Genomic DNA, 14,005 nt, shown 5'->3' on the forward strand with positions numbered 1-14,005 from the left:
TCCTTTAAGATGTCTGAAGTAAATAGATTGGAATGGGAAGCGTTTATCCGTGATTCGGAATTGATGGCAGGCATCAACCGAATCGAACGGAGAGTTGGCGGTATGGTGGACCAGGTCGGTAAGAAAGGCCGTGAAATGGAAGGCCTGTTTGCCGGTATTGCCAAGGCTGCAACCGCTTTCTTTACGATCAGTTCAGCACAACAATTCATACAGCAACTTGTACGGGTGAGATCAGAATTCCAACAATTGGAGATCGCCTTCACTACCATGCTCGGTAGTAAGGAGAAAGCCGATAAGCTTACGCAGGATCTTGTGCAATTTGCTTCAACAACACCCTTTGGGATGAAGGACACGGCCAATGCGGCCAAGCAATTACTTGCTTATGGTTCATCGGCTTCATCTGTAAAAGATGAACTCAGAATGCTTGGTGATGTAGCCTCTGGAGTGTCCCAGCCGATAGGTGACCTTGTATATCTTTATGGAACGTTACGAACTCAAGGCCGTGCCTATATGATGGATATTCGTCAATTTGCAGGTAGAGGTATTCCAATCTATAAGGAGCTTGCTAAGGTTCTTCATGTAAGTGAAAGTCAGGTAAACAGTTTTGTGGAATCAGGAAAGGTAGGTTTTGCCGAGGTTCAAAAAGCCTTTCAGAATATGACCGCTACAGGTTCTATGTTCGGTGGATTGATGGAAGCGCAATCCAAGACCATTCAAGGTGAACTTGAAAGGTTAGGGGATGGCTTCGATTTGATGCTCAACAAAATAGGTAAGGATACGGAAGGCGTTATTTCCAGCACCATTCAAACCGCTGCATCCTTAATCGAAAACTACGAAACGATTCTTAATGTACTTTCCGGTCTTATCGTTACCTATGGGGCATATAGAGCTGCCTTGATTGCTACTGCTGCACTTCATCAACTCAATGCCGCTAGGGTCGTTGGAATGACCGCTGTTGAGATGCTTCACTATGCTGCCATTGTAGCCAAGACCGCTGCAATGAAGGCTTTAAACGCTGTAATGATCGCTTCACCTGCTATTATCATGACAGGTGCAATTCTGGCACTTACTGCAGCGATCTATAGTTTAATACAAGTTACGGATGCTACGACAGCATCACAGGAAAAGCTTGCGGAAGCTCATGATGTAGGTGCTAAAAAGGCAGATAATGAAAAAAGGAGTATTCAGCAACTTGTTTCTGTATTAAAGGATAATACTGCATCAGCCGAACAGAAAAAAGCGGCTTATGATAAACTTCAAGCCCAAACCAAAGGCATTCTTGCATCTTTCTCTCAAGAGGAAATTGCCGTAGGAAAGGCCAATGCCACATTAGAACAATACATTCAAACGATTGGGCGTGCTGCTTCTGCAAGAAAGGCCTTTGATCAATACAATGCCCTTGCCGAACAGCTTGATGTAATAAATAGAAAAGGGATTGAAGGTGTAGGGATATGGACCAGAACAGGCAGGGCGTTGCAGAATGCTTTTGGGGTAAATGGTGCTGGTGCTGCCAAAAACTTTTGGGGATTTGGCAAAGAAGGTGCTCAGGGTGATCAATACATTGCTGACCAAGAAAAGCAAAGCCTTAAAGACCAGATGAAGGCCTTAGAAAAGGAATTCGGTCAAGAATTCAAAGGCTTCATTACCGGAGTCGAGAAAGTGGCTGACAAGGAAACCCCATCGGATTTATTTACAAAAAGATTAAAGGACCCTATCAATAATTTTAATAGCCTAATTAAAACCGTTTCCAATAAAACAGATTTGGATAGCTTAAAGAAAGCCGTTACCGAAAAGATGGAAAGTCTTTCTCCAACTGATCCCCAAATAAATAAGTATAAGGAAAAGCTTAAACAAATCGCCAAAATTGAGGAAGCATATTCTATTAATAAAGATTCAGGAACCAAACAAGAAAACAATATTTTTCAATCATCTGAACGATATAATTCCATTTTAAATAATATTGATCAGGCTAAGAATCAAATGTTGAACAATCAACTCGATCGTGACCAGCAGGAAATAAATAGCACAAAGGAAAAGTATTCTTCTTTAAGGGACGAGGTTCGGAAATTCAATGCCGATCCCAGGAATAAAAAAACTGTGGATGCATCAAAAATTGACGACATCGAGAACCAGGAATTGGACTATATCAAAGCAAAACAAAAGAACGAAAAGCAATTAAAATTATATCAGGAAGACCTTGAAAGCTATAATAAGTATCAGGATGTCAAGAGAAGCACCGATGAAGAAACCGCTGATCGTCTTCTAGGAAAATATAAAAATGTCTATCAGGATATTCAAAAGGAAATCGATAGTCTCGAAGCGAAAAAAGTAAATAAAACTATTTCTCCTGTTGAAGAAGCCTATTTGAAAAGTCTTAGTGAGATGCAAAAGGAGCATCTTAAAGGAGTGAATGATGAAACGCTTCGATCTTATCTTGAGGCTTTGAAAATGTTAGAGACCTTCGGAGAAGCCGAACTTAGAATTCGTAAAAAATATGATGATGCTCTATTGGCTTTAGGTGACAATGCTACCGAGGAACGGAAAGCTGTTCTTCAAAAAGCAATGAAAGAAGATCTAGCTGTTTTAATCGAAAATGATCCCAAATTCAAGGAAGCGATTAAAGCGATCGATGATTCCAGTCAAGGCATGTTGACAAGTGCCTTTATAAATGGGCGTAAAGTAGTCAATGAGTTGATCGATGGAATGCAACGTGCTACAGCAGAGGAAAAAACTGCTTTAAAGGCAATGTTTTTCAAGTTTTTCGATGATGGAATCAGAGGTTCAATGGACCGTAATTTCCAAACGGTTGAAAGCTTGATCGGGGGTTTTGACCAACTAGTGAATCAAGCCTTAAATTTTGATAAAAGCCTGGCGAATTCATTTAGAACAATCGGGGGGATGCTTTCCACTTTTGGCAATATGGCAAAGACTTTATCCAGCATTGGAGGAAGCATAGGCAGGGCTTTTGAAGGTCTGGGAGGAAATTTACCTATTGTTGGTGCAATCGTTGGTGTGGTCGGAAGCATTATCTCCATTTTCGAGGGTCAGGCGGAAAAGAAAAGACAGGCACGCGAAAAAGCGGAAAGATATGCCCAGGACTATCAATTGAAACAGATCGAAGCCATTACAAAGGCTTTGGAGTATCAGCTTCAGATAGTTAAGGATATCTATGGTACGGATCGTATCAAAGCATACGATAAGGCTATAAAGGATTCTGAGGATACAGTTAAAAAGAATGTTTCCGATTTCAATAATTCCCCGAAATATGGTCTTATAGGTGATCCGCTTTTAGATCCGCTTATCAAGAATCGAAATGCAGGAAAGAAAAACGCTTTAGGCCTTGATAAGTTGCTGGATGGCCTTATCTCAAAAGGGGCGATCAAAAGGATTGACCTTGGATTTACAGAGGTCGAGGATATCACGCAGGAACATCTGACCCAGCTCTATAAAATGCTTGAGGATGGAAGCCTTGATGAGCCTACAAAAACACAGGTTCAAAGTATAATCGACAGCTATAAGGTTTGGAAGGATGCTACCAATCAATTGAAAGAAGAGCTTTTGGGGATCAGTTTTAAAGGTATTCTTGATCTTTCGAGCGAAATCTTCTTCAATAGCGGTGAAGATGCAGGAAACGCCTTTTCAAAAGGCTTTCAGAACATCATGAGGGATTTTGTCAAGAACCAGTTCAAACGTGAGTTCTTGGAGCTTGAGATGCAAAAATTCTATGATAAGTACGATGAACTTGCAAAGGACGGCTTAACGGCCGAAGAAAGCAATTATTTAAAAGGTATTTGGGACGAGATCGAAAAACGTGGCAAGGAGAAACTCGATAACCTTCAAAAGGATTTGGGGGTAAGCCTTAACGATGATACATCAAACATAAAAGCGGAATCGAGCATCGAAAGGATTACACGTCAGGACGGAAGTGAGTTGGTAGGATTGTTCCGGAGTACCTACGATGTGACCAAGCAACATCTATTGGCCACTAAGGAAAACGGAAAGATTGAAGCATCGTTACTTGCTATTGCAAACAGTAAGCTCGTTGCTTTGAATCAGATACAGGTGAATACCGCAAGAACGGTCGAAAGATTGGACGTTGCAGTAAGCCATCTATATAATATCGATAAAAGTTTAGGTCAAAGGGGGGTATAGATGTTCAGCATAGACGATAAGGATACGGTATTAACTGGCATATACTTCAAAAGAGGAAGTATCTATGATGAGCTTGGAAAACTACCCAAACCAAAGGAACCGTTTTTCAATAATTGGCCTGACCAGCACGGAAAGGATTATGACGAAACCGTACCGATGGTTTTCGAAGCATTGGAATACAATATTTCCTGTTACCTGATCGCAAACGATATCGGTGATTACCTGAATAAGAGGGATGAACTATTGGCTATCCTGATGAAACCAACGGGTTTTACCTTATTCAGTAATACGCTTGGAAGGGGATTTCATCTAAGGTACTTGGATAGCACGTTTTTCCATCACGTCAATCCGGTTTGGTCGAATGGTAAACTGTACATCGAATTCATTCTGAAGCTGGAGAATAATTTCAAACCTACCGATGGCAAATATTACCTGACAACGGGCGGTGACTATCTATTGACCGAGAATAACGAATACATAATGATAACTGATATGAAGGTGTTTTTCTAATGGGAAAGATCAAAGTATATAGGGGACTTTTAGAAGTGGTCGAGCTTGACCTTGCGAACGCTGTATTTTCAAAACGTTTGCAGGGAGAGCATAATCTTGTCTTTAACGTACGTTCATCTTCACCATTGGACATCAAAGTCGGTGACCGTTTGACCTATAAGGGCGAGGTGATGGAAGTCAATAAGCCGATCGACCTCGATAAGGTAAGCTCGTTCGATTACAGAGGGCAGATAGTCTTTCAGGGATTGCGACATAGGTTATCGAGATGGATACTGGATGATGAGGGTAAAGTTATTTTCAACTATACGGCAACCTTGGATGATTTCATGTTCATGTTCTTGGAATCGCTTAATAGCAAGGATGTGGACGGTGGTTGGAGCGTTGGAGAGCTTGATGTTGTCGACGTATTCTCGATAGATTTCGATTGCACTAACTTTTGGGATGCCATCAATATGATAGCAGAGGGTGCGGGTTGTGAGTGGCAATTGAAGGGCAAGGCTTTTACCATCAAAAAGACAGTCGGTCAAGCAACGACCATTCAATTATCGTACGGAAAGGACAACGGATTGTACGGTCTTTCCCGTAAATCGGTGGATAACCTGAATATTGTCAACAGCGCATACGGCATTGGTGGAAATCAGAATCTACCACTTGATTATAGCCACAGCAATCTAATGCTTACGAGTAAGGTTCAGGATTTAGCGAGTATCGCCGCTATTGGACTTCGTGAGGGTGTATTCAAGGATGAAACCATTTTTCCTAAAGGCGATGGAAATGTTTCGGGAATCGGGCAGATCAACGAAGGGACTTGGTTCATTTCCGATACCTCAATAGACTTTGATCTTCAAGGTCAATTTATACAAGGGGTTGAGCCGAAAATAGTTTTTCTTACAGGTGCTTTGAACGGTCAGGAGTTCAAGGTTCTGGGCTATAAGCACAATAGCAAGACCATACGCTACGAAGCGAATAAGGACAGTAATGGAGGTTTGATTCCCTTCGGACTTTACCGTGCCGAGATTGGCGATAAATACTTCATTTCGGGAATCCGTATGCCACAATCGTATGTGGATGCTGCATTGCTTGAATTGGGAAATAAAACCCAAGAGTATGTAAACAGCAATAAGAACGCACGACCTGTCTATGATTTAGATATCGACCTATTGGATGCCAAGAGAAAAGCCGTTTACCCAAATGAAAGTGACCTGATACGGGTAAAGGATACGGAGATCGGAATCGACGAGGATCTACGGGTAACGTTCATCTCGTATCCCGGTAATTTCCCTGAGCTATTGGAACAGGGAAAGAAATTCACCTGCGAGGTAGGTCACGACATTACCTATTCCCGTATCGCTTTGGTCGAAAAGAATATCAAGGAAACCAAAGAGGTAGTGACAACGTACCGTAATCAGTCCATTGAGCTAAACAGACTTGGTGTTACGGCATTGAACGAGTTTAGGGATATGGTATTCGATCCCGATGGTCAGTTCCAGCAACCGATGATCGAAGCTATGGCAGGGATATTCGGGACAAAGAGCCAATGTTTTGACCTTGACGGGGTTACCATAACCGAGAATCTTGATAGCGATCCGAATAAGGCAAGCTTTAGCGGTGGTAGTCTGGTTCACTATTCTTACGAAATACCGACGATTGGCAATGTATGGACTATTGCACCATTGCTCGTTTCTTCACTCGAGCCAATGAAGCCCTATTATATTTCAGTTAAAGCCGATAGGATTACTGCGGCGGCTACTTGGGACGTGTCATTGGTCAAACGGTTAACCGATGAAGATCCAGCGTATTGGTATTTCAATTTTGGGGTGCTTACGAGCGTGATCGAGAATCGTCGGTCAATACGTCCTACGAATATGTTCACCGCAATTTCGGGTGGTACCATCGAAACGAATATCCTTATAGCAAGAATGCTCATGCTTCCATATATGAGCATCGGTAAAAATGGTGAGAACGCTCAGAGGTTCTATTACGATTTGGAACAGCAAAAAACCGCTGCAATTTTCGGTCTTATTAACGGTAAGCACAAATTGGCATGGTATGCTGAAGATGGCACCGAGGTTTGGAATGCATCCGAAAAGGGAATCATCTATGTCACCAACACCCCAGAATCTTGGAGAAACGAAGGTATGTTCTTGGTGCAGGAAATCGCATCGGAAAGCGATGTGCTTGATGAGCCTCTTGCAAAAAGCACCTTGCAGATTAACGCGGTTCGTGATTCGCCAACAACAGCCCATATCGGTGGTGAAACGGTGTATGACCTTTACGATGCCGGAACGAACGAGAATACCACGGCAAACTCAATATACGAAGGCTACCATGTTGGCGCAACTAAAGCATCGCCTTTTATCCCAAATGGATTTTATGTGATAACGGGAATTTCCCCGAATTACGATCAGTTAATGACCGATGGTTCTGGGTATTTCGATGTGTTTGTTGGTAGGTATTGGAACGGCAAGCAGGTAGGCAATATGATTATAGTAAAAATTTATGTTCCTGAATAGTAACAATTAAAGAAATGGCACAAAAGAAAGAGATAGATTGGAAAGATGCGTTCGATGTGGTTGATAATTTTAGCCACATAATCGTCGATAACGGTACCCAAAAAGGAAAGAAGATTACCAAGGATCAGGTTAAGGCAATACTTGCAATCGAGGGCGCGCAGTTAGAGTCCCTTCAAGGCGGTACAACGGTAGAGCCTACTTTATTGGTAGCTCCGGGAACACTTGAATACAGATGGTCAAAGGCAAGTCCGGGTGAATACAAGTTTGGCAGCGAGCCTAACATGGTAGCTACAACTGGTTCGGAGTGGATTATCGAATGGATTGGCGGTGTGCCGTCCCTAAAGGACATGGGGGAATTGCCTATCGCACCGCCTACACCCGTTAATGGAGTTGTAGCGATTGGAAATAAGAATGCAGTACCGGGTGAAGAAGTCTACAATAAGACAGCTTTAAAATCACATGGTAAAAACTATGTTGATTATACAGCATTAAAGGATGAATTTTATGTAAATGACGAAACTGGCGAACTTTCACCTAATTCTTCATATAAAGCAACTGAAAAATTTATTGAGATAAAACCAAGTACTGCGTATATGCTCGATAAGGTTGTTCGTTTGGCATACTACTCTGCGCCTAATGTCGAATCGTTCATTTCGGGGATTTTTCAGGAGATCAACACTCCTACCGAAAAGACATCCCCAGCAGGCGCAAAATACATTAGGTTGAGCGGATCTAGTTCATTCAGCGAGATGTATCTTGGATTGGCATCAGAATATACAGGGTTCGTACCATACGAGAAAGTCTTGGAGCCAGATGTAAAGGCTCAGGCAATAACCAACGAACTGAAAGATGAAATACTAGGAGGTACGGCAAAGTTGGTTAAATCAACAGGGAAGAATCGAATCAATCCACAAACATTCACCCCCGAACATTTTGTGAATGCTATTACGGGTGTTCTTGATTTTAATAAAAACTATAAAGCTTCCGACTTCATATACGTGGGGGATTTGGTTGACTACACAATAAGCCCTCTAATTAGGCATATTGCCAAATATAGTGAAGCAAACGAGGCATCATTTATTTCAGGAGTAGAAAACCCATCATCAAACACGGTGATAAGAGATGGAGAGAACTATGTTCGATTATCATTCCTCAACACGGACTATTGGCTGCAACTTGAATCGGGTAATGTTGTTACATCATTTGAACCATATAGGGATGCAGTTTTGTTGGAGAATAAAGACAACATTCAGATAGAATTGCCAACAGGTATAAAAAAAGAAAATGAATTGTTAGTCCCTGCTGTAGGTACAGTATATGTTCTACCTTCACTGCCTTATTTTCTGTATTTTAAAAATGCTTTCATTTCTGATTATGGTTTTGAAGACATCAAGATCTTTGATGCTCATTGCAATTCAGGAAGGTTCATGTCGAAGAAATTCAAGTTAATGTTAAATAGTGGAGACATAGATGAATTGTTCCTTCGAGGCTATCAATATGGAAACCAATTGGTCAATAAACGGATATTGATTAGAACCGCCAATATTACAAGTGGTGACGGGATTACGAGAAAGGTTCTTTTCTTGGGAGACAGCACTATATATCATGCTGTAATTGTAGATCATTTTAAGGAATATTTCGATGCTAATGGGATGAAGGTTGAAATGTTGGGTGTTAGACAGACTCCTTCTGGAACAAAGCATGAAGGTCGAAGTGGGGCTAAAATTAAAGAGTATTTTCAGGAGCCTACTGCAGCGGGCATCAGTAATCCATTCCTAAACCCCGGTAGCAGCAGATTTGATTTTACATATTATCTAGGGGCAACCGGACAAACTATGGGAGCAAATGATTGGTTCATGTTCCAGTTAGGTATTAATGATCTTTATCCAATTGCAGATAGTAGAAATATTACACAGGCAAGGAATTTGGTCAAGGAAATGATTGAGCAATTAAACTACATTATTGATTCGGTTAAGACTGTTAATGCCGATATCCGTATCGGAATATCCATGACCATTCCTCCAGCTGCTGAACAGGACGCAACCGCTATTCTACTTAGTTCCGGAGGCATTCAGAATAAATCCGCCTATGAAAAAATGGGACTAAAAACATGGTGGTCTGAGTTATTAAGAGAATTTGAGTCAAGAGTATCCGAAAAGATATACCTCGTTCCAAGTAATCTTTTCTTGGATACGGAAAATAATTTCCAAACAAGTGATTTACCGATCGATAACTACAATACAAACCTTGTTAAAACACAGATTGATGATGTACATCCATCGACTGCTGGGTATAAGCAAATGAGTGACTTGTATATCGGGATTGTAAAATATTTTGGGTAACAAACCATCCCCCTATCTCGGTAGGGGGTAAAAAAGAATAAAGATGACAAGAACAGAAAGAATAAAGGATTTACAGGGATTGGTTGGGGCTGATCCTGATGGAAATATCGGGCGTGAAACCTTGACCAAATTCGCTAGGTATTTCGGAAAGTCGATGGTACAGACGGTGCATTTCTTTGCACAGATCCACCATGAAAGTGGAGGGTTTACAATCGGGCGTGAGAACATGAATTATACAGCTCCAAGGATTATGCAGATTTTCGGAGTTGGCAAGCATTCGGCAAAGGTAATGGTAGCTGAAGCTGGAAGATTGGCGGGTAATCCATGGGACTTGGCCGAACGTGTCTACGGATTGGGAAACCCTAAGAAAGCTAAGGAATTAGGCAATATAAAAGTAGGAGATGGCTTCAAATACCGTGGAGGTGGAGCTTTGCAATGTACCGGAGGATCCGATTACAAGAATTACGGTGGTCAGAGGCTTTACGACAATCCGGACCTTATCGAAACAGCGGAGTTTTATTTCTCAACAGCATTAAAAGAGTTCGATGCACGTGGAATATGGTCATTGGCAAAGGATTATTCCAACAGCAGCATATTATCGGTAAGCAAGCGGGTGAACGGTGGAACAAATGGCCTGGATGATAGAATTAACAAGACAGCGTATTACGCTAATATGGTGAGATAGGATGAGCGAGCAACAAGAAATGCACGTAGGATTGGACGAGAAAAAAGCCAAGACAATAAGCAAGTATCCTTTGGCGATACTTGTGTTTGTCGTTACTTCACTCCTCACAACGGCTGTGAACAGATTGTTTACGACTGAGGATAATCGTAGCGATGACTGTAAGAATCAGATTGCCTACTTAAGGGAAAGGGTGGATAAGCTGGAGAAGCAATTAGACCAGTACACCAACGCCATAATGTTCAAGGATGCTCAGGTCAAGAACAGGGAACAGGTAATCGATTCCCTAAAAATGGAGGTTAAGCAATGAAGAATTTAGGCACTTATTTTCTTATAGCCATCATAGCCATTTTGGTTATTAGGATCGTTTGGTTTCCACGAGAAAGAGAGGTAAGGGTGGAGATTCCAAAAGAGGTAAAGGAAGCCGTACAGGCGACCGTAAACAACGTTAATAGGAACATAGACAAGGACGGATTCGAGCATGCCGTTATTTCGGACAAGGAGAACATTGTTCAATCGCTCTCTCAGTTAAGCGATAGCTCAAGAATAAAACTTGATAGTGTACTCAATGTTCTATCCATAGAGCGAAAACAGTTCAAGGAATGGCGACAATACACAGCTACCGTACACGCTAAGGATTTGGAAGCTGTTAGGAACGATACGGGATTTTCCTATAAGGACAGATACACTTCTATTGACTTCACCGCACCAAAGGATACCTTCGGAAAGGGTGTTTTCAACTTCTCGTACAACGCAGAGATTAACTATGCTGAATATTGCCGTAAGGATTGGTTTTTAGGACGTAAGAAGCATTATATTGACTTTTGGGTAGCAGACCCAAGGGCCACTGTAAACGGCGTTAAAAGGGTTAAGATCGAGCCAAAGCCAGACAATGTAAAAGTCGATGTGAACGCAAGCGGGTTCTATACGGATAGGCTCAATCTTGGAATTGATGGAGGTCTTACGGTTGGGCGTTCAAGGTTCGGGGCAGGTTATTATTATGACTTCACAGACAGTAAGTGGAAGCCTGTAATTAGTGTTAAGTATAGGATATTGGAGTTTTAATATTTCACTTCCCAATTTTAGGCTGACCGTTAACTAGCTACTCATCCTGGATATTGGAACACAAGAATTTCTTTTTAACAATTAATGAAAATACTATTATTTTAAAAATGTATATTTGTTTTGAACATCATAGGTTAACAATTGGTTAATTAAGATCCCTACATCTCCCCGGTGTAGGGTTTTTTTATATAAAAAGTATTCGAAGTTTAAATCAAAAAAAATGCCCTACAATTAATTGTAGGGCATAATTTACAGCTAGTTTGTTTATTTAAGCGTTCTTATTGTTTGTCAGTGTGAAGGACAATATTAAAAACAATTATTTTCTATTAAAAATCTAATAACCGCCCCGCAATACACGGGACGGATACCCAATTAACAAATTACAGAACTAAGTTTAATTAATATAAAGGTAAGCAAATTTATTAATAATTTTCATTAAACAGAAACGCACCCAACTGTCTAGGCGCGTTTCTTCTTTTAGCTGCGAACACCCTAAAAATATAGAATGTACTCATATAACAGCGGAAAGAGGGTTTAGTTTTTGTTGAACAATATTTTTTTTGGTTTTAATTCTTTAATTCTAAAATATATGAAGGCGAAACTTGGGAGGTAATCGCCTTCAATCATATTACCTATTGGTAATTAACCGAGACTAATATATGAGTTTTTTCAAAATAAAAATAATAAAATAAAAAAGCCATCGACTTTGGGAGAGCCGATGACTTATACACTAACTATCTTTTTAGATTTTTTTGAATGATTTTAAATATATAAAATTTTAAGATACTGACAAAGTTTTTGTGGCTTAAAAGTGCTAATAAAGACCAAAAGCCCTACCGAATGTAGGGCTTTTGTAGCTAAAATCACACTAGATTAATCTTTATCAAGCTCTCTTAACCAGGACTGAACTTCTTCGCGTGTCTTGCCTGATTTCTTTTGAAGGCGTCCATACAGCTCATCTTCTTTGCCTTCAACATAAAGCAGGTCATCATCTGTCCAATCTGCGTATTGTTGCTTGATTTTTCCTTTTAAAACGTTCCAACGCCCTTTTAAATCTAATGAATCCATATTATATAGTTTTAGTGTAATTAAATAACGTATAAGGTAGGAAGTTGTTTTAAATCCGGAGATATTTTTTATTAAATCGAATAGAACAAATAAGGATAATGTGTGTTAACCATACAAACAAACTTAAAAAACATACAATATGGCAACTACAACAAAATCTCCATCTAATGAGACCAAGATCAAGGCAAAGAGTGATGCTGCCAAAGATTTAAATGATCTATTCGAAGACGGTTTAAAAGATATTTACTGGGCCGAAAAGGAATTGGTAAAAGCGTTACCAAAAATGGAAAAAAATGCCACTTCTCAAAAACTCAAATCATCAATTTCCTCACATCTGGAGGAAACCAAAGAACATGTTAGCAGATTGGAAGATGTATTTAAGTCAATAGGCGTAAAGGCAAAGGCTGAAAAATGCGACGCAATGGCCGGTCTACTCGAAGAAGGTAAAAGCATAATGGAAGAAACAGAACCTGGAGCTGTCCGTGATGCGGGAATAATCGCTGCGGCGCAAAAAGTTGAACATTATGAAATAGCAACTTATGGAACGCTTGCAGCATTTGCAAAGGTCCTAGAACATAAAGATGCCTTAAAATTATTATTGGCCACATTAAAAGAAGAAAAGGCCTGCGACGAAAAATTGACATCAATTGCAGATACCAATTTAAATTCCAAAGCTGAATAAATTCTGATTAGTTTATTTTATAGTTACCGAAGCCTACCCTAAAAAGTAGGCTTATCCATATTATCGCCATCTGCGGGAATCCAGATGTTATGATAAAACGAGTATAGAAAAGTCCAAGTATTGGATAATCTAATGAAAAGTTGGGGAATTTTATATTTTTTAATCTACAAGGTGATTGTCCTTAAAACGATGCTAATAAAAAAATGCGAAGCACCTAACTCCGCATCTTTAAAGAAATACCTTTTATGAAATTTTGTTGAAGAATTAAAGTTGGTTTAAGAGTTTATTAAAAAAAGGAATGTTTTTTTTATCAATATAGTTCTTGTAAAAAAAATCCGTTTTCATTTTTCCTTTATCTTTTGTAATATAATTTAACATCACTATTGCACCAGATACCTTGTTATTGTTATCGAAATAAATATCAGTATTAAATGGTGTATTTAACGACGGGTCAATTATTATATTATAAATAGTTCCATCTATGGCATGAAATTGTACTTCGATACATTTTTCATTGTTATAAACTTTTTGTTTTATATAATCCAATTTATCAATAGATTCTTTAATTTTTAGTGGAATTTCTTTGAATTGGAAAATATTAAAACCGACCAGTTTTGAAACATTCAACAATGATTTGTTTAAAAGTTTTGGATTATTTATATCATCATTAAACAAATAAATACTGTCTTTAGACAAATTTATTACTTCAATTCTCCATAATTTTTTAATAAATGAATCTTTATTGGAATTTCCTTCTTTATTTAAAATAACATTATTAATAAAACTAGTTTTATTAGGGAACCTAATCATATATTGCCCATATTGATAGATCGTGTCAATGGAAATATCTGATAATAATTTAGAACTAGATATATAGGTCCAATTTTCCAATGAATCCTGTTCTTTAGCGTGACAAAAATTTGTTATAATAAGGAAACCATAAAAAAACAGCTGTTTCATTTTGAAAATTCTAGTTTTCATTCTTATTAAA

General features: G+C 39.4%; 10 protein-coding genes. 8 read left to right on the forward strand and 2 right to left on the reverse strand.

What is annotated here, in order from left to right:
* Window positions 1-9 precede the first annotated feature (9 nt).
* The 7 genes from ACP6L2_RS01270 to ACP6L2_RS01300 are packed head-to-tail and all read left to right on the forward strand — an operon-like array spanning window position 10 to window position 11,264.
* Entirely contained in the window at window positions 10-4,152 is a 4,143-nt protein-coding gene (locus ACP6L2_RS01270; RefSeq protein WP_440507503.1) for a tape measure protein, read from the forward strand.
* Window positions 4,153-4,662 (forward strand): hypothetical protein, encoded by a 510-nt coding sequence (locus tag ACP6L2_RS01275; protein ID WP_440507504.1) that lies wholly within the window; start codon window positions 4,153-4,155, stop codon window positions 4,660-4,662.
* Window positions 4,662-7,175 carry a hypothetical protein gene (locus ACP6L2_RS01280; protein ID WP_440507505.1) on the forward strand — a complete coding sequence of 838 codons (2,514 nt, stop codon included), beginning with the start codon at window positions 4,662-4,664 and terminating at the stop codon, window positions 7,173-7,175. The genes ACP6L2_RS01275 and ACP6L2_RS01280 overlap by 1 nt, the downstream gene beginning before the upstream one ends.
* A gap of 14 nt (window positions 7,176-7,189) precedes the next feature.
* Window positions 7,190-9,517 (forward strand): SGNH/GDSL hydrolase family protein, encoded by a 2,328-nt coding sequence (locus ACP6L2_RS01285; protein WP_440507506.1) that lies wholly within the window; start codon window positions 7,190-7,192, stop codon window positions 9,515-9,517.
* Window positions 9,518-9,560: 43 nt separating this feature from the next.
* Window positions 9,561-10,202 carry a hypothetical protein gene (locus ACP6L2_RS01290; protein WP_440507507.1) on the forward strand — a complete coding sequence of 214 codons (642 nt, stop codon included), beginning with the start codon at window positions 9,561-9,563 and terminating at the stop codon, window positions 10,200-10,202.
* A 1-nt stretch (window position 10,203) separates the two neighbouring features.
* A complete protein-coding gene (locus ACP6L2_RS01295) occupies window positions 10,204-10,509 on the forward strand; it encodes a hypothetical protein (RefSeq protein ID WP_440507508.1) in 306 nt (101 codons plus the stop codon).
* Window positions 10,506-11,264 (forward strand): hypothetical protein, encoded by a 759-nt coding sequence (locus tag ACP6L2_RS01300; RefSeq protein ID WP_440507509.1) that lies wholly within the window; start codon window positions 10,506-10,508, stop codon window positions 11,262-11,264. The genes ACP6L2_RS01295 and ACP6L2_RS01300 overlap by 4 nt, the downstream gene beginning before the upstream one ends.
* Window positions 11,265-12,137: 873 nt before the next feature.
* On the opposite strand, the gene ACP6L2_RS01305 is transcribed toward ACP6L2_RS01300, so the two are convergent.
* On the reverse strand, window positions 12,138-12,332 hold the full coding sequence (locus ACP6L2_RS01305; protein WP_440507510.1) for a CsbD family protein: 195 nt from the start codon (window positions 12,330-12,332) through the stop codon (window positions 12,138-12,140).
* A gap of 139 nt (window positions 12,333-12,471) precedes the next feature.
* On the opposite strand from ACP6L2_RS01305, the gene ACP6L2_RS01310 reads away from it, so the two are divergent.
* Window positions 12,472-13,014 carry a YciE/YciF ferroxidase family protein gene (locus ACP6L2_RS01310; RefSeq protein WP_440507511.1) on the forward strand — a complete coding sequence of 181 codons (543 nt, stop codon included), beginning with the start codon at window positions 12,472-12,474 and terminating at the stop codon, window positions 13,012-13,014.
* A gap of 264 nt (window positions 13,015-13,278) precedes the next feature.
* On the opposite strand, the gene ACP6L2_RS01315 is transcribed toward ACP6L2_RS01310, so the two are convergent.
* Entirely contained in the window at window positions 13,279-13,995 is a 717-nt protein-coding gene (locus tag ACP6L2_RS01315; protein ID WP_440507512.1) for a hypothetical protein, read from the reverse strand.
* Window positions 13,996-14,005: the final 10 nt, after the last annotated feature.

This window comes from Sphingobacterium lactis (genome assembly GCF_051951495.1).
GTDB lineage: Bacteria > Bacteroidota > Bacteroidia > Sphingobacteriales > Sphingobacteriaceae > Sphingobacterium > Sphingobacterium lactis_A.